General features: G+C 45.5%; 17 protein-coding genes and 1 pseudogene. 1 reads left to right on the top strand and 17 read right to left on the bottom strand.

All coding sequences use genetic code 11. The features are described from left to right. Window positions 1-84: 84 nt before the first annotated feature. From polA to hisS, 15 genes and pseudogenes are all read right to left on the bottom strand, one after another. A complete protein-coding gene (gene polA, locus TZ97_RS09420) occupies window positions 85-2,730 on the bottom strand; it encodes a DNA polymerase I (RefSeq protein ID WP_045760158.1) in 2,646 nt (881 codons plus the stop codon). A gap of 257 nt (window positions 2,731-2,987) precedes the next feature. Then, complete coding sequence (locus tag TZ97_RS09415; protein ID WP_045760157.1) at window positions 2,988-4,451, bottom strand: alpha-L-fucosidase; 1,464 nt, start codon at window positions 4,449-4,451, stop codon at window positions 2,988-2,990. Window positions 4,452-4,592: 141 nt separating this feature from the next. Continuing rightward, entirely contained in the window at window positions 4,593-5,369 is a 777-nt protein-coding gene (gene trpA / locus TZ97_RS09410) for a tryptophan synthase subunit alpha (protein ID WP_045760156.1), read from the bottom strand. A 1-nt stretch (window position 5,370) separates the two neighbouring features. Continuing rightward, window positions 5,371-6,576, bottom strand: coding sequence for a tryptophan synthase subunit beta (gene trpB, locus TZ97_RS09405; RefSeq protein ID WP_045760155.1), 1,206 nt, complete (start codon window positions 6,574-6,576; stop codon window positions 5,371-5,373). Continuing rightward, complete coding sequence (locus TZ97_RS09400) at window positions 6,566-7,153, bottom strand: phosphoribosylanthranilate isomerase (protein WP_045760154.1); 588 nt, start codon at window positions 7,151-7,153, stop codon at window positions 6,566-6,568. Before TZ97_RS09400 ends, trpB begins: the two co-directional genes overlap by 11 nt. Next, window positions 7,140-7,907 carry an indole-3-glycerol phosphate synthase TrpC gene (gene trpC, locus TZ97_RS09395; protein ID WP_045760153.1) on the bottom strand — a complete coding sequence of 256 codons (768 nt, stop codon included), beginning with the start codon at window positions 7,905-7,907 and terminating at the stop codon, window positions 7,140-7,142. Before trpC ends, TZ97_RS09400 begins: the two co-directional genes overlap by 14 nt. Continuing rightward, window positions 7,904-8,908: an anthranilate phosphoribosyltransferase gene (trpD, locus tag TZ97_RS11000; protein ID WP_045760235.1), complete on the bottom strand. Its 1,005-nt coding sequence runs from the start codon at window positions 8,906-8,908 to the stop codon at window positions 7,904-7,906. Before trpD ends, trpC begins: the two co-directional genes overlap by 4 nt. A 9-nt stretch (window positions 8,909-8,917) precedes the next feature. Beyond that, window positions 8,918-9,478: pseudogene (locus TZ97_RS10995) on the bottom strand (aminodeoxychorismate/anthranilate synthase component II); the annotation flags it as partial. Further along, entirely contained in the window at window positions 9,475-10,833 is a 1,359-nt protein-coding gene (trpE, locus tag TZ97_RS09385; RefSeq protein WP_045760152.1) for an anthranilate synthase component I, read from the bottom strand. The gene trpE and the pseudogene TZ97_RS10995, both read right to left, overlap by 4 nt. A gap of 491 nt (window positions 10,834-11,324) precedes the next feature. After that, complete coding sequence (locus TZ97_RS09380; RefSeq protein WP_021154237.1) at window positions 11,325-11,687, bottom strand: DUF1304 domain-containing protein; 363 nt, start codon at window positions 11,685-11,687, stop codon at window positions 11,325-11,327. A gap of 15 nt (window positions 11,688-11,702) precedes the next feature. Then, complete coding sequence (locus tag TZ97_RS09375; protein ID WP_045760151.1) at window positions 11,703-12,131, bottom strand: MarR family winged helix-turn-helix transcriptional regulator; 429 nt, start codon at window positions 12,129-12,131, stop codon at window positions 11,703-11,705. A gap of 268 nt (window positions 12,132-12,399) precedes the next feature. Continuing rightward, window positions 12,400-13,029, bottom strand: coding sequence for an HAD-IA family hydrolase (locus TZ97_RS09370; RefSeq protein ID WP_045760150.1), 630 nt, complete (start codon window positions 13,027-13,029; stop codon window positions 12,400-12,402). Then, window positions 13,026-14,303, bottom strand: coding sequence for an MATE family efflux transporter (locus TZ97_RS09365; protein WP_045760149.1), 1,278 nt, complete (start codon window positions 14,301-14,303; stop codon window positions 13,026-13,028). Before TZ97_RS09365 ends, TZ97_RS09370 begins: the two co-directional genes overlap by 4 nt. Window positions 14,304-14,353: 50 nt before the next feature. Next, window positions 14,354-15,838 (bottom strand): threonine synthase, encoded by a 1,485-nt coding sequence (gene thrC, locus TZ97_RS09360; RefSeq protein ID WP_045760148.1) that lies wholly within the window; start codon window positions 15,836-15,838, stop codon window positions 14,354-14,356. 180 nt (window positions 15,839-16,018) lie between these two features. Next, window positions 16,019-17,302, bottom strand: coding sequence for a histidine--tRNA ligase (gene hisS / locus TZ97_RS09355; RefSeq protein WP_045760234.1), 1,284 nt, complete (start codon window positions 17,300-17,302; stop codon window positions 16,019-16,021). A gap of 170 nt (window positions 17,303-17,472) precedes the next feature. Here hisS and TZ97_RS09350 point away from each other — a divergent pair, with 170 nt between their 5' ends. After that, entirely contained in the window at window positions 17,473-17,814 is a 342-nt protein-coding gene (locus TZ97_RS09350) for a metal-sulfur cluster assembly factor (RefSeq protein ID WP_013904437.1), read from the top strand. Between the two features lie 163 nt (window positions 17,815-17,977). Here TZ97_RS09350 and TZ97_RS09345 read toward each other — a convergent pair whose 3' ends face one another. Both TZ97_RS09345 and ilvD read right to left on the bottom strand, forming a co-directional pair. Then, window positions 17,978-19,252, bottom strand: coding sequence for a uracil-xanthine permease family protein (locus TZ97_RS09345; protein ID WP_045760147.1), 1,275 nt, complete (start codon window positions 19,250-19,252; stop codon window positions 17,978-17,980). Window positions 19,253-19,840: 588 nt separating this feature from the next. After that, complete coding sequence (gene ilvD, locus TZ97_RS09340; RefSeq protein WP_045760146.1) at window positions 19,841-21,544, bottom strand: dihydroxy-acid dehydratase; 1,704 nt, start codon at window positions 21,542-21,544, stop codon at window positions 19,841-19,843. Window positions 21,545-21,725 lie beyond the last annotated feature (181 nt).

Here is a 21,725-nt window from a genome sequence, read left to right as displayed (position 1 = left end):
GAAGGGCATTGCAAGTGTTTGTCGTTAAAAGCGGTAGAAAACTGAAAAGTCTCCTACCGCTTTTTGTTTTAAACAAACTCGATCTTATTTGGCTTCATACCATGTTTTGCCTGCATTCTCATCGGCTTCCAGTGGTACCGCAAGTTCAATAGCAGATTCCATGGTCTCTTTGACAAGTGCTTTGATCGCTGCCAGTTCATCACTTGGTACTTGCAGAACAATTTCATCGTGAACCTGAAGAAGCATCTTAGTCTTGTATGCACCTGCTTCTAAGGCTTGGTCCAAGTGGATCATGGCAATTTTCAAAATATCTGCCGCCGATCCTTGGATCGGTGAGTTGATTGCTGTCCGTTCCGCAAAGCCTCGAACATTGAAGTTGCGAGAATTGATATCTGGAATCTCCCGACGACGCTTGAAGAGGGTTTCTACATAGCCTTTGTCACGCGCTTCCCGCACCACTCTCTCCATATAGTCCTTGATGCCAGGGTAGCGTTCGAAATAGGTCTCAATGTAGGCCTTGGCTTCTTTTCGACTGATCCCCAGGTTGTTAGAAAGGCCAAAATCGGAAATTCCATAAACCACGCCGAAGTTTACTGCCTTGGCATTGCGACGGTCATTCGGCGTCACATCTTCTGGTTTTTCAATATTGAAGACCCGCATCGCAGTCGATGTATGGATATCTGCCCCATGTTTAAAGGCATCAATCAAATGCTCATCTCCCGAAATATGGGCTAAGACGCGCAATTCGATCTGTGAATAGTCTGAACTCAACAAGACACTGTTTTCCTCTTCTGGGACAAAGGCCTTACGAATGAGACGACCTTGTTCCAAACGGACAGGGATGTTTTGTAGATTAGGATCCACGCTGGACAAACGGCCTGTCTGCGTCAAATCCTGTACATAGCGGGTATGGATTTTTCCATCTTCCAAAATCCAGTCTTGAAGACCGATGACATAGGTCGATTGGATCTTAGCAATTTGGCGGTATTCAAGAATCTTAGACACGATCGGTGCGATGGGAGCTAGGCGTTCCAAGACATCAACAGCTGTTGAATAGCCGGTTTTGGTCTTCTTGGTGTATTCAAGAGGGAGTTCCAATTTTTCAAAGAGGATGACACCCAATTGTTTTGGAGAATTGATGTTAAATTCTTCTCCTGCCAACTCGTAGATTTCTTGAGTCAAGCGCTCCAAGACTGCTTCGTTTTCCACCTGCATGTCTTGGAGGGTCTGGCGTTCCACCTTAATCCCTGCGATTTCCATTTTGGCCAAAACAGCTGCTAGTGGTTGCTCCATATCATAGAGCAGATCTAGTTGGTCGTGAGCTTTTAGTTGCTCCGTCATAGGCTCTTCAGTGTCTAGTAAAACAGCGACTTTTCGTGCCAAATGCTCTAATAGGACCGACTTTTCTGGAATGACTTTTTTGGCTCCCTTGCCATAAACAACTTCGTCCAGCGGCAGCGCAATCTGACTATAGAGACTCGCAATGGTTGAAATTTCATTGTCCTCTACGGTCGACAAGAGATACTTGGCCAATCGACTGTCAAACGCGGGATTTTGAAGGGTAATACCCAAGTGGCTGAGCAAGACCTTGGCCCGTTTGAAGTCATAGACCTTGAGGGGCGTTTTTTCGAGAAATTCTTTGAAAATCGGTGTTTGTAAAAGACCAGTATCTGTACTCACGTAGAGCTGACCTTTGGTCCCCCATGCGAAGCCGATGATGGGTTCCGTATGGTAATTGTCCCCAAAAATCTCAAAATGGAAGAAACTATCTTCCGTGAGCATATCTGAAGTGACCTGCTCGACTTCTGTATAGTCAATAGCTACAGGAGCGACTTCTTCTCCACTGAGATCCAAGGCCTGACGGAGTTGCTTGAAGCCCATCTCCTCATAAAACTTGGCGAGATTTTCTAGATGAGGACCCGTATAGGTGATATCGTCCAGCCCAATTTCAATGGGCGCATTGGTATCGATGGTCGCCAAAGTCTTAGACAGATAGGCCTGCTCCTTGTCGTTGATGATGTTTTCCTTCATCTTAGAAGCCTTCATCTCATCGATATGCTCGTAAATGCCATCGAGAGAGCCGTACTCTAGGAGTAGTTTGATCCCTGTCTTTTCTCCGATCTTAGTAACACCTGGGATATTATCCGACTTATCTCCCATCAAGGCCTTGAGGTCGATAAATTGCTCTGGTGTCAGTCCCATCTTCTCTTTCAGATAGGCTGGAGTGAATTCTTCAAACTCTGCCACTCCTTTTTTGGAGATTTCAACCACCGTGTTGTCATCTGTCAGCTGGATCAAATCTTTATCCCCAGAAACGATGGTCACATCAAAAGGAACAGAAGTTGATTCTGCCAACTTGTCCAGCGTTCCAATAATATCATCTGCTTCATATTGAGCTAGCTCATAGTGGCGAATTCCTAGATGGTCTAATTGCTCGCGAATGAAAGGGAACTGCTCACGGAATTCATCTGGTGTTTTTGCACGGCCCCCTTTGTAGTCGGCATACATCTCCGTCCGAAAAGTGGTCTTTCCTGCATCGAAAGCAACAAGAACATGGGTCGGTTGGATGCGCTCTAAGAGATGGCTCAACATAAGGTTAAAGCCATAGACCGCATTGGTATGCAGACCATTGGCATTCTTGAAGCGATCGATTTGATTATAAAGTGCGAAAAAGGCACGAAATGCGACGGAAGACCCGTCGATGAGTAACAATTTATTCTTTTTTTCCATAGGCCTATTATACCACGAATCACAAGGTCCCTGGTACATAAAAACTCTACCCTTTCGGGTAGAGCCTTCTTTAGGAGTTTCTTATGAAAAATGAAGAGAAGCGTTTATTCGCCGTAACAAGACCCTTGTTGTGGCAATTTCTTAAAGCGTTTTGGATAATTGACTGAGATTTTCATTTTCTGTACCTCATTTCTTATTGGATGAGTACAGTATACAAGAGAAACCTGAACCATTCCTTATAGAAAGCTTCAAGAAAACTAAAAACTGAGACGCAAAACACGCGGTTGTTTTTTGCTGCAAGCTGGTAACTGAAGGTGGAGCCCTTGGTCATCTTGGCTCCAAGAAAGGGGCTGGCTTTTTCCAAGGAGCTCTACCTGCCGAATACGCGCATGAAGGATTCTCGGTTGCTTGAGATCATAGGCGAGAGACGGCAAGGTCAACTCTTCTGTCCGTCCACTTGGTTCCAGCTGGATAGCATAAAGTAGGCCTTCACGCATGGTATAGCGGAAATCTTGGTTGGTATAGAGTGGCGCTTCCCCATCTGAGAAGGAACCTTCCTGGGCCTCGGTCGGTCCGTCCGATGACACCCGCCAAGGCCGGCTCTGATAAATGGCTTCTCCATTTACCGCCAGCCAGTCTCCGATCTCTGTAAGGATGTCTTGATCTTGCTCAGGGATGGTACCATCTGCCTTGGGTCCAATATTGAGCAGAAGATTGCCATTTTTGGCCACAACATCAACTAAATTTTGCAACAATTCCTTACTGGTCTTATAGGCAAGACCCTGGGTATAGCACCAAGAATTACGGGCGATCGCAGTATCCATTTGCCACGGAAAAGCTTGCGTCTCCCCGTAGCCCCCCCGCTCCATCTCGACGATTCCTGAACCAAAAGGTAGGGCATCCTGTTTGTAACAAACGGCCACCTCGCAATCCTCTTGTGCTGCTAGATTGTAATAATAAGCCAAAAAGCGCATTAAGTAGGGACGGAAACTCTCATGCTGGATCCACCAGTCAAAATAAAGGAGCTCTGGCTGGTAGTCCCGCACCAGTTCACAGGTTCGCAACAGCCAATCTTCCAAGAATTCTTTACTTGGATAAGGCTTGGAAGTCAGATCAAAATGATCCTTTGGCTCTGGCTCGGCTGGCCAATAAAGGCTGTCTCTTGGGACTTCTTGCGGAATGTCACTAGTGAATTCCTTGCCATGTGAAAAGAAAAACTGGTGCTCTGCCCGGTGAGAGGACGTACAGAAGTGCAGGCCACGTTTTTCTGCTTCCGCCCTCAGCTCTCCCAAGACATCTCGTCTCGGCCCCATTTCTAAGCTATTATAAGGCGAGAGAGTAGAGGCATACATCTGAAAACCGTCGTGGTGCTCCGCAACTGGAAAAAGATACTGAGCGCCTGCTTTTTGAAAGAGATCCAGCCAAGATGCCGGATCAAATCGATCTGCTGTAAAAAGAGGAATGAGATCCTTGTAACCAAAGCTAGCCTGATCTCCAAAATGCTCTCGATGATAGTCATAGCAAGGATTCCCTTGGATATACATATTTCGCGAATACCATTCCGAACCAAAGGCAGGTACACTGTAGACGCCCCAGTGGATAAATATTCCAAATTTGGCATCCCGATACCAATCTGGACAGACTTGATGGCTAAGAGAGTCCCAGCTTGGTTCAAAAGGACCTGACTGGACAACTTGATCAATCTCTGCAAGGCTTATCATTCTCTTCTCCTCTTTTCTTGTTACTACCTCTATTGTAACGAGAAACCCTCGTTTGTAAAGATAAACGAGGGGAATGGTTAAAATAGTAGACAAAGAGCTTTATCTAGGAGAATCAAGCTGATGATGAATGGAATGAACCTTCTAGCCCTTCACTGCTTGAGAAATAAAATGAGCGATGGCATCTGTCTCCCCTCGGTGGAGACCCTTAACGATTTTGGACCCCACAATAACCCCATCTGAGACCTTGTTGAAACGATGAACATCCTCCATGCTGGAAACTCCAAAACCTGTTAAAACGGGAATGGAGGCTATTTCGTGTAATTGGGCCAAGTGGTGGTCCAAATCATCTCGATAGCTACCAGCTTTGCCCGTCACTCCGTTAACCGCTACAGCATAGATAAAACCTTCTGCATCTTGGATCAATTTCTTCTGACGCTCGATTCCTGTAGTTAAACTCACCAGTGGCACCAAGGCGATGTCTTTATCCGCTAACAGAGGCTCCACCAGATCCGCATGCTCATGAGGAAGATCTGGAATAATCACCCCTTTGACCGCTGTTCCTTCTAAATCTCTAAAGAAGTTTTCGAGCCCATATTGGAACAAGGGATTGAAATAAGTCATAATGACCAAAGGAACACTTGTCTTCAGGCGCTGGATCGTTTGCACCAGTTCCTCTGTCTTCGTCCCATGGGCTAAACTTCGTAGTCCTGCCTCTTCAATCACAGGGCCATCTGCCACCGGATCCGAAAAAGGAATACCAACTTCAATGGCTGAGACACCAAGATCTTCCAAAAATTGGATGGTTTCCTGCAAACCTGCTAAGCCTTTTTCATGATCTCCTGCCATGATATACGGAACAAAGATCCCTCGTTGCTGATCTTTCAGCTTTTGTAAATGCTCTGTTAAGGTCTTTCCCATCTTACTCCCCTCTCTCTTGTTCTAGGCGGTCTTTGACTTGTACCACATCTTTGTCCCCACGACCTGATAAGCAAACGATCATGGATTTTTCAGGACCCATCTCCTTGGCCAATTTCACCGCATAGGCGATAGCATGGCTCGATTCCAGGGCTGGAATGATTCCTTCCACTTTTGAAAGCAATTGAAAGGCTTCTAGGGCTTCTTGGTCTGTCACAGGCACATAGGTTGCCCGCTTGATGTCATGGAAATAAGAATGCTCTGGCCCAATCCCTGGATAATCGAGACCTGCTGAAATCGAGAAGGCTTCTAAAATCTGTCCATGGGCATCCTGTAAAACATCCATCAAGGCGCCGTGAAGGACTCCTGGACGTCCCTTGGTCAAGGTTGCTGCATGCTGGTCTGTATCTACCCCAAGTCCAGCTGCTTCCGCACCATACATGGCAACAGATGTATCCTCTACAAAAGGATAGAAGAGGCCAATGGCGTTCGATCCGCCTCCTACACAGGCTAGGACGGCATCTGGCAGAGCCCCATCATTTTGCTCTGCAAATTGGCGTTTAGCTTCCCTGCCAATGACACTTTGAAAATCACGGACAATCTCTGGGAATGGATGAGGCCCTAGAGCAGATCCCATGATATAGTGGGTATCCTCCACGTTTGCTACCCAGGCTCTAAGGGCAGCATTGACCGCATCCTTGAGAACCCGTGACCCATCTGTTACTGATTGAACCTTGGCGCCCAACAACTCCATCCGAAAGACATTGAGGGCTTGGCGTTTGACATCTTCTTCCCCCATGTAGATGGTGCATTCCATACCAAATAAAGCAGCAGCCGTTGCCGTTGCAACACCGTGCTGACCAGCTCCTGTTTCTGCGATGATCTTCTTTTTGCCCATCCGGTGTGCCAATAAAACTTGTCCTAGGGCATTATTAATTTTATGAGCCCCTGTGTGGTTGAGGTCTTCTCTTTTAAGAAAAATCTTGGCTCCACCGACATACTTGGTAAGATTTTTAGCGTAATAGAGCGGTGTTTCCCGACCGACATATTGTTTCAGAAGCTGATCCAATTCTGCTTGAAAAGAAGGATCTGCTTGGCTTTCTCTGTAAGCTTCTTCTAATTCTAAAACTGCTGTCATCAAGGTTTCAGGGACAAATCGTCCCCCGAACCGCCCGTAAAATCCGTTTTGATCTGGTTGTTTATATGCCATGCTTGACCCTTTCTATAAATCGTTTTATCTTTTCTTGATCTTTTATTCCATTTGTCTCGACCCCACTGGATACATCCACCGCATAAGGATGAAAGAAGCGAATGGCATCTGCTACATTGTCTTCCGTCAAGCCTCCTGCAATAAAGAAGGGCTTTGTAAAGTTTTGACTTTCGAGCTTTTGCCAGTCAAAGGTCTGCCCACTTCCTGCTACAGGAGCATCAAAGAGCAGATAATCGGCACTGGTCTCAGGAAGAGCTGCATCTTTCCCCACTTGAACAGCGCGAATCGTTTGTTGGGGAAGGTCTTGCAAGATGGTTTCATCCATCGGCCCATGCACTTGTATCAGGTCCAAGCCCACAACTTGGCAAGCTTGCTCCACTGCTTCTCTTTGTGGGGATACAAAAACACCGACTTTTTGAACCCCCTTTAGAATCCCTGTAGCCAACTGCCGAGCTTGTTCCAACGTGACTTGCCGTTTGCTTGGTGCAAAGACAAAACCAATGTAGTCCGCACCGGCTTCAACAGCCGTCTGCACGGCTTCTGGAGTGGACAATCCGCAAATTTTAACCTTTGTCAATCTGCAACTCCTTTACTTTTTCAGCCACATTGTCTGCCTTCATGAGGGCTGTCCCAACGAGAATGCCATTAAAATAAGGAGCCAGCATACGCGCATCTGCTGCTGTGAAAATAGCAGACTCCGAGATGTAAACCGGTTCTTGTTCAAAGCTTGTCGCCAATTCAAGGCTAGTATGAAGATCTGTCTCAAAGGTCACCAAGTTGCGATTATTGACCCCGATGATCTGAGCCCCAATCCGGTGAGCGATCTCTAGTTCTGTCAGATTATGGGTCTCCACCAAGACCTCCAGGCCAAGATGGGTCGCAAACTCATAGAGCTCCTTCAGACGAGCCTCTGGTAAGGCTGCAACTATCAACAAGATCACGGTCGCCCCTGCGTTTCGCGCCCGAATTATTTGCTTTTCATCCACAATGAAATCTTTGTTGAGGGTGGGGATACGCACCTGACTAGATATTTCCCGGAGATACTCGATACTGCCCTTGAAAAACACTTCATCGGTCAAGACAGAAATCATCACGGCCCCATTTTCTTCGTAAGTCTTAGCCTGCGCGACGATATCCACATCAACATGAATATCTCCCAGACTCGGGCTGGCCTTTTTCACTTCCGCAATGACCTGAAGCTTTTCTGGATGACTCTTTAGGTAATCATACAGGCGGTAGATCTCGCGCAAAGGTTGGAGTTCCTCTTCTTTCATCGCAGCCACTTCACGCGCCTTTTCCTTTAGAATCTTTTGCAAGAATTCTTGACTCATTTTTGATACTCCTGTAATAATCTCAATTTCTCAAGGGCAGCCCCACTGGCAATCACTTCACGTGCCAAGGCAATCCCCGCCTTGATAGAATCTACCTTGCCGTTGACATAAAAACCAAGGCCTGCATTTAAGACCGTCACCTCTAAGAAGGGACTCGCTTCATTCTTCAAGACACTGAGCAATATTTCCGCATTGCGTTTGGCGTCACCACCTCGTACTTGATCAATTTCAATGCGCTCCATTTCGATATCTTCTGGTTGAAAGCTGGATAAGGTAACCTGTCCATTTTCCAGAATAGCGAGCTGGGTTTCCCCATCAAGACCTGCCTCGTCCAAACCTTGTGGACCACTCACCACCACTGCGCGTTTTCGACCCAAATTCTTTAGAATCTCCGCCGTACTTTCCAGCATATCTGGACGACTGGTTCCCAATAGCTGGGTTTCTAGAGGAATCGGATTGATAAGAGGACCGGTTAAGTTCATCACCGTTGGAACCCCTAGCGCCAAGCGAGCGGGCATAATATAGCGCATGCCAGGGTGCAGATTTTTGGCGAACAGAAAGACAATGCCCGCCTTTTCAAACACTCGTCCCAAATCTTCTGGACCCAAATCAAGGTTAATCCCTAGAGCTTCTAGCACATCCGCAGAACCAGATTTAGAAGAGATCGAACGATTTCCGTGTTTCGCCATCTTGATGCCACCACCAGCAAGAACGAAGGCGGCTGTTGTTGAAATATTGAAACTATAAGAACGATCACCCCCAGTTCCACAATTGTCCATTGCTCCTTGAACTTCTGTAGGAATAGCGACTGCATAGGCCTGCATCACTTTTGCAATAGCCGTCCGCTCTTCAACCGTTTCTCCCTTCATTTTGAGACCTAGAAGAAGGGCCGTCACCTGTGCTTCTGAAGCACGACCAGCAACGACTTCCTCCATAGCAGCTTCTAACTCTGCACTGGTTAGATCCATTCCTTCTGCTACTTTTGCAAGCACTTGTTTCATCTTCCGCTCCTTGACTAGTTTGACAAAATTTTCGATGGTCTTGAGCCCATCTGGCGTCCCAATACTTTCTGGATGGTATTGAAAACCATAAATCGGTAAGCTACGGTGTTGAATTCCCATAATGGCTTGATCATCCGTCGTCCGAGAGGTAATGACAAAATCCTCTGGCATGTCTTCAATCGTCAGCGAATGGTAACGCATGACTGGGACTTCTTTTGCGACACCCGCGTATAGAGGAGAGGGAGCTTCTAGCTGTATCTGGCTTTGTTTGCCATGCATGACCTGTGGTGCCAATCCCAAGCGCCCTCCAAAAACTTCCGCAATCGCTTGATGTCCCAGGCAAATCCCCAAGATTGGTTTGACCCCTGCGAAATCTCGGATCATCTCCTCCATCTTGCCCGCATCCTTTGGCCAACCTGGACCTGGAGAAAAGACCAAGGCATCTGCTTCTTGGGCAACCTGGTACAAATCCGGATCATCATTTCGAAGCACCTGGACCTCATCAAATTTTCCGATATACTGTGCTAAATTGTAGGTAAATGAATCGTAATTATCGACTAATAAAATCATCCTTCTTCTCCAATCCTTGTCATTGATTTTGCCTTATTGACGGTTTCTTGGTATTCATTTTCAGCGATCGAATCATAAACGATTCCTGCTCCTGCCTGCACATAAGCCTTCTTATTTTTGAGGATCATGGTTCGAATCGCAATAGCAAAATCGAGATCCCCCGTCACAGAGAGATAGCCAATAGCCCCCGCATAGACGCCTCGTTTTTCTTTTTCTGCCTCATAGATTCGCTTCATGGCTCGAATCTTGGGAGCACCCGAAACGGTCCCAGCTGGAAGGGTTGCCTTCAGAGCCTCAATGGAGGCTAGCCCTGGAAGTAATTGTCCCTTGACAACACTCGTCAGGTGCATGACATAACGGAAGAATTCCACTTCCATATATTTGGTCACCTCAACCGACCCATTTTGAGCGATACGACCAATATCATTTCGCCCTAAATCCACCAACATCCGGTGTTCTGCGACTTCTTTAGGATCTCCTGTCAAATCAGCTGCCAACTGCCGATCAGCCTCTTCATCGATCCCTCTTGGACGCGTGCCGGCAATAGGGTTAGTCGTCACCACTCGATCCTTGACCGATACCAGACTTTCTGGACTAGCACCGATAATTTGGTACTCCCCAAAATCATAAAAGTAGAGATAATTCGAAGGATTGGTCACGCGCAAATTGCGGTAATAATCTAGTGGTTTTCCTGAAAAATCAGCTGAAAAACGTTGACTGAGTACGCATTGGAACATATCTCCTTTTCGAATATAGTCCCGCGCTAGGGCCACCATTTCCTCAAACTCTTTTTGCTCCAAATGATTGTGGAAATGAAGAGCATGCAGATCCTTGTCCTGAAACTCTTCCTTTGCGGGCCTTGCCAACTGCTCTAACACTTGCTCCAGACTCGACGCTTGTTCTGCTTCACTTCGCCCACTATAAAGGTTCTCTTCCACCACATAGACCTTTTCCTTTTTGTGGTCAAAAATCACATAGCTTTCATATAAGAAAAAGTGGAGATCTGGAGTGCCGATCGTATCTTCAGGAATAGAGCCAATATGCTCATAGAGGCCAATCAAGTCATAGCCGACAAATCCAATCGCCCCACCGTTAAAAGGGAGTTCTTCTGAAGTTTTCGTTTTGACCGTGATGCGATTCAAAAAGTCCAAAGGATCCTCTTCAACAATTTGATCATTGTAATAGAGGACGCCATGTTCAAACTTGACTTCACTGACCGGCCGATAGGCTACAATTGAAAAACGCGCATTCTCTTTTTCACGAGGGATCGACTCCAAGATCATTTTATGGGGCGCATCCAAACGCATATAAGCCAAAATTGGACTCAACACATCAGCAGATAAAACTTTTTTCATATCAGAAACCTCTCTTTTAGAACTCTTTTTCTAATGAATCGTAACGTCGCTTGCTAAGGCGATCACGGTTATCCCACGCTCTATTTCCGCTTTGGGATCAATGTGCACGCTTGCTAAGGCACATAGAAAAGCCCTCACACAAAAACTGTGTGAGGGCGTAGTGTCCGCGGTGCCACCTCTTTTATAGGGAAAAATAGCTGGTCTTTCCCTACATCTCTATCTCCTCTATCAAGGAGTTGCACGGTAAGGGGTGCCAACCGAATTCACATGGGTTAGAATTCATTGATAACAACAGTCCAATTTTCATCAGTCGCTATTGCTTGTTCACAATTCCCACAAGCTCCCTGAAAATAGCTGACTCATTACTTTTCTGTTGCTACCATTATAACCCTTTTTCTTAGAAAGTCAATAAAATTTTTAGTCTTTTTTTATACTTTTTTCTACACTTATTTAATAAAATCAGCTCAAAGAGCCCTAGCGGCCCGTTCTTTTTATCCCAACAATAGGATACTCAATAAAGCTAAAATTGCAGGACCACCTTGGGTCAAGATAATCTTTTTATTGGCTGTCATCGCACCGTAGGCTGCAGCTCCAATAATAAAAAGCACAAAAATCGTAACAACTTCACTATTTTTAGAGACAAACAATCCATACAAGAGGAAGGCACCAATCAAGGCATTGTATATCCCTTGATTCTTAAATAAAGAGGTCACAGATGGGCGAGCGAGTTCTTCTTTATCCATGTTGAAAACCCGACTTGTGGTATCAGATGTGGTTCTGATGCTCTCCAAATAAAAAATATACAAATGCTCCAGTGCAGCAAGACTTGCTAAAATAATCGTCAGTAATGACATCGTAGATTCTCCTTTTTATTCAACTGTTATTTGTTCAATGCCAGATACTAATTTGTCCAGCAGGTAAGAAAATTGCTCTTGTTCTTGAGCAGTCAAAATCCGACTCATCTGTTCTTTCACCGCCACATGATGGCGAGGGGGATGTTTGACCAAACGATTATAGGCCGTATCCGTCAAATGAATTAAGATTTCCCGCTGATTCTTTGGATTTCGACTCCGATGGACAAACCCTTCCTTTTCCAATATTTTGAAATGCCGGGTTAAGGCCGCTGGATCAATCTGCAAGCGTTCCTGAACCGCGATCTGATTGCAAGGCGCTTGTTCTAATAAATCCTGCAAAATTTGATAACGTGTTAAGCTAATCCCTAGGCGCTTTTCAAAAAGTTGCGTAGTTGATTGATCTGCCAAACGTAGTTGGTAGAGCAAATCATTCATTTCTGCCATAGCTCTTCTCCGATCTATTTTTGATAAATCAATAATTGACTAGTCAATTATAAACTTTTTCTTCTATCCTGGCAAGGAAAAGAGCTTGCACTGTTTTTTCGCACAAAAAAAGCCGCCTGATTTGGCGACTCTTAGGGAGATTATTATGAAAAAGAAAAGTTTTAGGATTTTTCTAAACAAAGTTAGGAGGTCTTTGTTTATGGTTCTATTATAGCGGACATTTCTTAAAGAAAGCTTACGACTTTATTTCAAAATGAAAACAAATTCTTTACAGATTCTTTTCAGCGTTTAAAATAGCTGGGATATCTAGTAAGGTGTTCATCTGATGATTGCCTTGATAGTCAGACGTCAAGAAATTGATACTCTGAATCTGGCTATTTCTTGCAAAGTCAATATCCAGGCTCCGATCCCCAATATAGTAGGTCTTTTCTGGATGCAACCCGTACTTCTCCATCAGATACATGGCAGCTTCTGGGTCAGGCTTGCGGGAAAAACCACTTTGACTGGTCAAAATCTCTGTAAAAAAAGATTCCAAACCCAAATCCCGTAGGATGACAAAGGCATTCTCTCCCTTATGGGTATAGACAAACTGCTCAATTCCAGCTTCTTGTCCCCAGGATAGGACATCACGCGCCCCATCCATCAGAAGGACCTGGGCATTTTTCTCCGCTAGACTTTCTGCTCGGCGATGATTCAAGTCGGTCACATCCAGATGATACTCCTCCGCCACGGCTACTAAAAGATCTTGAACCGAATGCTTCAAGATGTAGTCTTTAATGCTGGCTCGGTCAAACGGAAGCTGATAAGTTGCATAGGTCTCCTCAAGACCTGCTAAAATAGCATCATAGGAATCCAGCAAGGTCCCATCCAAATCCCAAATAAAAGCTCGTTTTGTCATGTTCTCTCTCCTACTTTTCGTCTATAAAGTTGACTCAAAAACAGCCAACGGAAACCATTGTCCAGCAGCGTCCCCGTCCAGACCCCTGGAAGGCCAAAGCCAAGGGTTACTCCAAGCAGATAACCGGCTCCAATTCGAATGACCCACATGCCAATGGTCGTTGCATAAAATGGAAGTTTCCCATTTCCCAAGCCTTGCCAAACAGCAGTATAGATGACTGTTCCTGCTGTAAAGGGTGTTCCTAACAAAGAAAAGAGGACAACCGAAAGGCTAGCTTCTACCGCTTTCGCATCTTGTGTGTAGAGATGGGTCAGAAGGGTGCCCCCGAAAAAGATACCCAGAGCAATGGGCAACATCAATACAAAGGACAGCCAGTAAGACTGCTTTCGAAGGCGGTCAATCTGCTCAAAATCCCCTTCACCGAGGCTTCGTGCCACTAACATGACTGTCGCTGTGGCCACTCCAAACACCGGCATGTAGTTAAACTGGGTCAAGGTTTCTCCGATGGCATTTCCGGCGACTGCCTCAGTCCCAAAAGCAACCACGATCGCAATGATCACCACATCTCCAGCTCGCATCATCAGCCGCTCTCCAGCAGCTGGAAGCGCTAAATTCAAGAGCTTACGATCCAATCCCCAACGTAGGGGGGCAAAGGGCAACTGGACCTTTTGCCACAAGAGGATAACGCCAACCAGACGGGCTAGCACAGTCCCCAAAGCTGCTCCGACAATGCCCCAACCAAAAAGGAAAATAGCCACAGAGGAGAATAGAGCATTTAAAACATTGGTCAACAAGCTGACATACATGGGAATACGTGGATTGTTGGCTACCCGAACCAGCGAGCCCAGGGTCGTCATCAAGCCTAAGAGAACAATGGTCCCGCCGACCAAGGAAAGGTAAATCCCCCCACTTTCGGCGACTGCAGCTTCCGTTCCCAACAGCGAAATCATCTGGCGTCCAAATATCAGCGAAGCCCCTCCTAAGAGAGCACTCAACAACAAGGTCACCTTTAGGGACTCTGTCGCATGGTAGGCAATGTTGTCTTGATTTTTTTCACCCAAACTTTTGGACATGACACTGGCAACTGCCGCACCCAGTGCCAAAAAGATGGCCTGATAGATGGTGATGATGTTTCCTGCGACAGAAACACCTGAAATGGCAACCAAGCCCAGGTGAGCCACTAAATAAGAGTCCACCATGCCCATCAGCATTTGTAAGAAATTTTCACCCATGGCAGGAAGGGCAATGTTTAAGATTTTTTTGTATGAATTCATGAGTATATAAAAGAGCCAAACGGCTCTTTTGATCTTTCTAATAGGGAGAATTACAGTCCCAAGTAGTCTTCTACGGCTGCTTGCATGTCTTTAGCAGCTACGCTTGTACGATGGCGAACCGGCGCAGTTTCAAGACCGTCTACAGCCGGTGGCACAGGAACACCTGAGAGGGTGTGCAATCTGGCCAAGGCTTCGAAATCGCCTAGACCTGTCTCGCCCGTCACCGCTTCTACTGCCACAACTGGGAATTTATAAGGACTGGCTGTAGAGGCAATGACTGTTTTAGCAGCATCCCCTGTTTGGCTAAGGTATTTTTGATAAACGGCTGATGCTACAGCTGTATGAGGGTCTTCGATGTAATCAGACACTTCATAGACCCGCTTGATCTCTGCAGCAGTTTCTGCTTCATCTGCGTATGCAGCCGCAAACAAATCTAAGATTTCTTCATCAAAGTTGGACAATTGGTATTGACCTGTTGCAACGAGGCTTTCCATCAACTCTTTGGTCTTTGTAGCATCATTGCCTACCAAGTGGAAGATCAAGCGTTCCAAGTTTGAAGAGACCAAGATATCCATCGATGGACTGGTGGTCACCTTGAACTCACGTTTCTTATCATAGACATGTGTTTTGAAGAAGTCTGTCAAGACATTGTTTTCATTTGACGCACAGATCAATTTTCCAACTGGAAGACCGATTTGTTTGGCATAGAAAGCTGCCAAGATATTTCCAAAGTTCCCTGTTGGAACAGTGAAGTTGACTTTTTCTCCAGCTGTGATTTGACCTGTCTTCACCAATTGCGCGTAGGCATATACGTAATAAACAATTTGAGGTACCAAACGGCCGATATTCATAGAGTTAGCTGATGAAAATTGTAACTTGTTGGCTGCCAATTTTTCACGTAGTTCAACATCGTTGAACATATGTTTGACATTCGTTTGGGCATCGTCAAAGTTTCCATCGATAGCGATCACATGAGTATTGTCCCCAGTCTGAGTGGTCATTTGCAACTCTTGTACCTTGCTGACACCGTCTTTTGGATAAAAGACGATAATTTCAGTACCTGGAACATCCGCAAATCCTGCCATGGCAGCTTTCCCAGTATCTCCAGAAGTCGCCGTCAAGATGACAATTTTATTTTCCAAACCGTGCTTTTTAGCTGCTGTCGTCATAAAGTAAGGCAAGATCGACAAAGCCATATCTTTAAAGGCTATGGTTGAACCGTGGAAAAGTTCCACGTTGTATTGACCATCAAGTTTGACAAGCGGAGCAATGGCTGGAGTATCAAACTTGCTGTCATAGGCATGAGAAATACAGTAGTCCAACTCTTCTGCTGTGAAGTCATCCAAGAAGGCTGACAAGACAAGCTTGGCCACTTCTTGGTAAGAAGCGTCTTTGAGGGTGTTAAAATCTAGCTCCACTTGAGGATAAGAGACCGGAGTAAACAAGCCGCCATCTGTTGCCAAACCTTGAAGGATGGCTTGACTAGCTGTTACAGTATTTTTTTCGTCTCGTGTTGATTGGTAAACTAATGTCATGACTGTTTCATTCCTTTACTAGTAGTCTTCTCATTATATCATAAATGTCAGAAAATTTAACGGCTTTTCGCCAAATCTTGGCAAAGGTCGGCAAACAGAATCAAGATAAAAGAGAGCAGGAGCAACCATTTTGCCCCTACTCCCAGATAAATCTTGTTTACCCTTGTCTTTCCCGTTCGATCAAGCCAATCCCAACTCTGCTAAAACAGATGGGAAGTCTTTCTTCAAGCTTTCAAGAGCTACCGTTACTTCTTGACGAGTTTGGTTGTTTTTCACAGTGACTTGACCGCTTTCAACCTCACTGCTTCCTAAGGTAATCAAGGTTTTGGCCGCAAAGACATCTGCTGACTTAAATTGTGCCTTGAGCTTACGTCCAAGATAGTCACGTTCTGCCTTGAAACCTTGGATTCGAAGGGCTTGAACCAAGCTAAGCGCTGCTTCATTGACCTCATCTCCTAGGACAGCGATATAGGCATCTAGGCCTGTTTCGATCGGTAATTCAATGCCTTTCTTTTCAAGAACGAGAAGGATCCGTTCCACACCGATACCAAATCCAAAACCAGCTGTCGCAGGGCCACCGAAGTATTCCACCAAACCATCATAGCGACCACCCGCACAGACTGTCAATTCATTGCCTTCAATTTCTGTAATGAACTCAAAAATCGTGTGGTTGTAGTAATCCAAGCCACGCACCATATTGGTATCGATGACATAGGCTACACCTAAATCTTCTAACATCCGACGAACCGCATCAAAATGCGCTTGGCTTTCTTCATCTAGATAGTCTAGGATGGAAGGAGCCTGTTCAACCGCGGCCTTGTCTTCTTTTTCTTTTGAATCCAAGACACGAAGCGGATTTTCTTCTAAGCGACGTTGGCTGTCCTTAGACAATTGATCCTTCATTGGCAAGAGGTAATCAATCAAGGCTTGACGATAAGCCTGACGACTGGCAGGGCTTCCCAAGGTGTTCAAGTGCAAGGTTACATTGTCAATCCCTAGTTCTTTCAGGAATTGCGCTGCCATGGCAATGGTTTCGACATCCGTTGCAGGATTGCTCGATCCAAAGCATTCTACCCCAATTTGGTGGAATTGACGCAAACGACCTGCTTGAGGACGTTCGTAGCGGAACATTGGGCCTATGTAATAGAACTTACTTGGTTTTTGTACCTCAGGCGCAAAGAGTTTATTTTCTACATACGAGCGGACAACAGGAGCTGTTCCTTCTGGACGAAGTGTGATATGACGGTCTCCCTTGTCATAGAAGTCATACATTTCCTTGGTAACGATATCCGTCGTATCCCCTACTGAACGGCTGATGACTTCATAATGTTCGAAGATCGGTGTGCGGATTTCATCATAATTGTATCGCGCAAAGACCTTGCGTGCAAAGCCTTCTACATATTGCCATTTCGCTGAATCGCCAGGAAGGATATCCTGGGTCCCTTTTGGTTTTTGTAATTTCATAGCCTTCATCCTTTGTCTTACTTTTGCCTCTATTTTACCACAAATTCGAAGAGAAATGGAGGCTGGACCGCATTTCCTTTGTCCCACACGTTTAAATCATCGTTCTCTTCTTGCCTTATCAGCCGAATTATGAGAAAATGGAAGCCATACTACACTGAAAGGATCTTGCGATGAGAGAGGATATCAAAATCAATGACCGCGCCCTTGCACTAGAGAAGTCGTTAATCGAAAAATTGGAGCTTGTATTTGATACCGATGTTGAGTTAGACGTCTATAACCTAGGACTGATCTACGAGATCCATCTAGATGAAGCCGGTACTTGCAAGGTGGTCATGACCTTCACCGATACGGCTTGTAGCTGTGCTGAGAGCCTTCCGATCGAAATCGTCGCTCGCCTAAAAGAAATTGAGGGGATCGAAGATGTCAAGGTTGAAGTGACTTGGTCACCCGCTTGGAAAATTACACGAATCAGCCGATACGGGCGCATCGCCCTTGGCCTTCCGCCACGATAATAATCATTGCCTTTTTAAAAATGCAGTCAACTAATGAAGGAATGTCTTCTTCGGAAATCCGATCCACAATAAAAAACGAGGAACACCCGCTCTACCATCAGAGTCTGTTCCTCGTTTTTTATGATGATTGAATCCATTAAAACTTTTTCAACACCAGAACAAACTAAGCCTCGTCAGCTTTTGGTTCTGGAAGGATTTGATACAACACGATCCCAAGAATGGTTGATGTTGCGACACCAGTGATTTGAAGTCCCCCAAGGTCAATCATCAAACCACCGATCCCTGATACCAAGATAACACTAGCAATCAAGAGATTCTTTTTATTATCAAAATCAATCTTATGTTCAACTAAAATTTTCAAACCGCTAGCAGCGATAACCCCAAAGAGGGCAATAGACAACCCTCCCAATACAGGAGTTGGAATAGAGTGCAAGAGTGCTGATAGCTTCCCAATAAAGCTCATGACAACCGCAATCACTGCTGCGCCTGAAATAACGTAAACTGAGTAGACCTTACTAAGGGCCATAACCCCAATGTTTTCCCCATAAGAAGTTACCGGAGGAGCTCCAAAGAATCCGGCAATAATCTGTGCCAAGCCATCACCAGTAAGCGTATGGTCAAGCCCTGGATCCTTGAAGTAATCACGCTCCGTCAAACTATTTAAAACCATGAGATGACCAAAATGTTCCGTCATGGTCACAAAGGCAATCGGAGCCATGGTCAAAATCGCACTTGGATAGAGTTTAAAGCTATAATCCACAAATGGAATGTCAAAGTTTGGAACTTGAATCCAATGCGCCGCACTTACCTCTGAGAAATTGACAAAACTATGTCCCGTCAGCAAACCAAGAGCCAATGAGAAAATATAGCCCACAATTAATCCAAGTAAAATTGGGACGACACCGACGATCTTCTTGCCATACATGTTAAAGAGGATAACCGCAAAGAGGGTCACCATCGAAATCAATAGAGCATAACCGCTATAGCTTTTATTTAAGGTTGTCGCATCAGTGACTGCATTCTTCGCAAGACTCAAACCAATTACCATGATAATGGGACCAACCACGATTGGTGGAAGGACCTTATTAATCCAGTCTTTCCCCGCATACTTAACAATCAGAGCCACAAACAAGTAGACCAAACCACCCGCCATGGCACCTTGCGCAACTGCCGCGATCCCATCTGTTTTCATCAACATCTGCATAGCAGCAATATAAGCAAAACTGGACCCCATGTAGGCAGGAATCTTATACTTGGTCACGGTCAAGTGAGCCAAGGTCCCCAAACCAGATGAGAACAAAGCAATGGCAGGATCAATCCCAACCAAAATCGGCACCAGCACTGTCGCCCCAAACATGGCAAACAAATGCTGGAAAGATAAACCAACCAATAAACCAGGTTTTGGCATATCATTCACATCATATTTAACGTCATTCACGATCGTAAAAACCTCCTAAAATTAAGATGCAGCAAGCTATGGCTGAACAAAAACGTCTACCTTCGATGACCAAATCGTAAGGATGCACTCCCTACTTCCATCATCGACGATTTCTTTTTTGATCAAACCACTTTTCAACTATACAAAAAAATCCCCCACAACAAGGAGATACACAAAATATAGGCTGGTCTTCCCAGGCCTTTCATTTCCATAGCTCCTTGCCTGCCTCTCTGGACAGTATTAAAGGATTGATTCGATTAGTCACAATTATAGCAAATTATAGACGGATTTACAAGAAAAATGACAGATGATACACTCAAATCCCCCAAAAAGTAATATTCATACGCTTCAGCGATAGGGTTAAAAATAGCGACTTTGAGCCAAAAAAGAGGCTGGGACAAAAGTCCTAGCCTCTCAATTATTTTTGGATTGTCGAGCAAGACGCAGTGGTTGAGTAGGCTCTACTACACTGATTTCATCAGCTTTTACAGCCCTACTCAACTGTGCGGAGGTGGGACGACGAAATCGAATTTTAACGAATTACCGATTTCTGTCCCACTCTCTCTTTGGACAAAGTCGTCCTTGTAATTACTGTTTACCAGACTGTTCCATATTCCAGAAGTCGGTCACAGCACCACGTGATGCGGAAGAAACGATATGGGCGTATTTACCGAGAACCCCACGGCTATACAGTGGTGGCAAGGTTGTTTCCGCCTTTCGTTTCGCCAACTCTTCGTCTGAGACGTGCATGGTGATTTCTTTGGTATCTTGATCAACCGTTACCAGATCTCCTGTGTGGAGGTAGGCAATCGGACCACCGACCTGAGCTTCAGGCGCAATGTGACCAACAACGAGACCATAAGTCCCACCTGAGAAGCGCCCGTCTGTCAAGAGGGCTACCTTGTCTCCTTGGCCTTTCCCAACGATCATAGATGACAAGGACAGCATTTCCGGCATACCAGGACCACCCTTAGGACCTACGAAACGAACAACAACAACGTCGCCATCCACGATTTCATCCGAAAGAACGGCTTCAATGGCAGCTTCTTCTGAGTCAAAGACCTTAGCAGGACCAGTGATGTTACGAACTTTCACACCTGATACTTTGGCAACCGCCCCTTCTGGAGCCAAGTTCCCTTTCAAGATGATCAATGGACCATCCGCACGTTTTGGATTTTCAAGTGGCATGATAACTTTTTGACCTGGTGTCAAATCAGCGAAGGCCTCCAAGTTTTCTGCAACAGTCTTACCAGTACAGGTGATGCGATCCCCGTGAAGGAAACCATTCTTAAGAAGGTATTTCATGACGGCTGGCACACCACCGACATTGTAAAGGTCTTGGAAGACATATTTTCCTGAAGGTTTCAAGTCCGCCAAATGAGGCACGCGCTCTTGGAAATCGTTGAAGTCTTCAAGCGTCAAATCCACATTGGCCGCATGAGCAATAGCGAGCAAGTGAAGAGTGGCATTGGTAGAACCACCAAGCGCCATGGTCACTGTAATCGCATCTTCAAAGGCTTCACGGGTCAAGATATCAGATGGCTTCAGTCCCATTTCAAGCATTTTGACAACAGCACGACCTGCTTCTTCGATATCGGCCTTCTTATCCGCTGATTCAGCAGGGTGAGAAGATGAACCTGGTAAGCTCATCCCAAGGACCTCGATCGCTGTCGCCATGGTATTGGCCGTATACATACCCCCACAGCCACCAGGGCCAGGGCAGGCATTACACTCTAATTGCTTCACTTCTTCAGCGGTCATATCGCCGTGATTCCACTTCCCAATTCCTTCGAAAACAGAAACCAAGTCGATATCCTTGCCGTTCAGATTACCCGGTGCAATGGTTCCTCCGTAGGCAAAGATCGCTGGGATATCCATATTGGCAATGGCGATCATCGAACCAGGCATGTTCTTATCACAGCCCCCGATGGCTACAAAAGCATCCACGTTGTGACCACCCATAGCTGCTTCGATAGAATCCGCAATGATATCGCGAGAAGTCAAGGAGAAGCGCATCCCAGGTGTCCCCATAGCGATCCCATCCGCAACCGTAATTGTTCCGAATTGGACTGGCCAGGCTCCTGCATCTTTCACACCTTCTTTGGCCAATTTTCCAAAATCGTGAAGGTGGATGTTACAAGGGGTATTTTCCGCCCATGTCGAAATCACTCCGACAATCGGTTTCTCAAAGCTTTCATCGGTCATTCCCGTCGCGCGAAGCATGGCACGGTTGGGAGATTTTACCATGCTATCGTAGACACTACTACGATGGCGTTTGTCTAATTCTGTCATGTCATTCCTCTCGTTTCATTTTTTACCATTATAGCATAAAAGTAGGCCCAAAGGCAGATCCAAACTTTGAGATCAACTGGAGAGAAGAAACTTTTCCCAAAAATTTCAATTTTTTTGTCAAGTAACTTTACTTTACAAAAAAGTTTTGTTATACTGTTACAGTTGATGAAAATCAAACCTA

Origin of the sequence: Streptococcus parasanguinis (assembly GCF_000963275.1) — a bacterium.
In the GTDB taxonomy this organism is placed as follows: domain Bacteria; phylum Bacillota; class Bacilli; order Lactobacillales; family Streptococcaceae; genus Streptococcus; species Streptococcus parasanguinis_B.
The sequence above is the reverse complement of the archived record's forward strand: the minus strand, read 5'-3'. Positions and strand labels throughout refer to the sequence as shown.

Bases quoted from the DNA above. Each gene is read 5' to 3' on its own strand.
- polA (WP_045760158.1), bottom strand. From the start codon at position 2,730: ATGGAAAAAAAGAATAAATTGTTACTCATCGACGGGTCTTCCGTCGCA.
- TZ97_RS09415 (WP_045760157.1), bottom strand. From the start codon at position 4,451: ATGATAAGCCTTGCAGAGATTGATCAAGTTGTCCAGTCAGGTCCTTTT.
- trpA (WP_045760156.1), bottom strand. From the start codon at position 5,369: ATGGGAAAGACCTTAACAGAGCATTTACAAAAGCTGAAAGATCAGCAA.
- trpB (WP_045760155.1), bottom strand. From the start codon at position 6,576: ATGGCATATAAACAACCAGATCAAAACGGATTTTACGGGCGGTTCGGG.
- trpC (WP_045760153.1), bottom strand. From the start codon at position 7,907: ATGAGTCAAGAATTCTTGCAAAAGATTCTAAAGGAAAAGGCGCGTGAA.
- trpD (WP_045760235.1), bottom strand. From the start codon at position 8,908: ATGAAACAAGTGCTTGCAAAAGTAGCAGAAGGAATGGATCTAACCAGT.
- trpE (WP_045760152.1), bottom strand. From the start codon at position 10,833: ATGAAAAAAGTTTTATCTGCTGATGTGTTGAGTCCAATTTTGGCTTAT.
- TZ97_RS09380 (WP_021154237.1), bottom strand. From the start codon at position 11,687: ATGTCATTACTGACGATTATTTTAGCAAGTCTTGCTGCACTGGAGCAT.
- TZ97_RS09375 (WP_045760151.1), bottom strand. From the start codon at position 12,131: ATGGCAGAAATGAATGATTTGCTCTACCAACTACGTTTGGCAGATCAA.
- TZ97_RS09370 (WP_045760150.1), bottom strand. From the start codon at position 13,029: ATGACAAAACGAGCTTTTATTTGGGATTTGGATGGGACCTTGCTGGAT.
- TZ97_RS09365 (WP_045760149.1), bottom strand. From the start codon at position 14,303: ATGAATTCATACAAAAAAATCTTAAACATTGCCCTTCCTGCCATGGGT.
- thrC (WP_045760148.1), bottom strand. From the start codon at position 15,838: ATGACATTAGTTTACCAATCAACACGAGACGAAAAAAATACTGTAACA.
- hisS (WP_045760234.1), bottom strand. From the start codon at position 17,302: ATGAAATTACAAAAACCAAAAGGGACCCAGGATATCCTTCCTGGCGAT.
- TZ97_RS09350 (WP_013904437.1), top strand. From the start codon at position 17,473: ATGAGAGAGGATATCAAAATCAATGACCGCGCCCTTGCACTAGAGAAG.
- ilvD (WP_045760146.1), bottom strand. From the start codon at position 21,544: ATGACAGAATTAGACAAACGCCATCGTAGTAGTGTCTACGATAGCATG.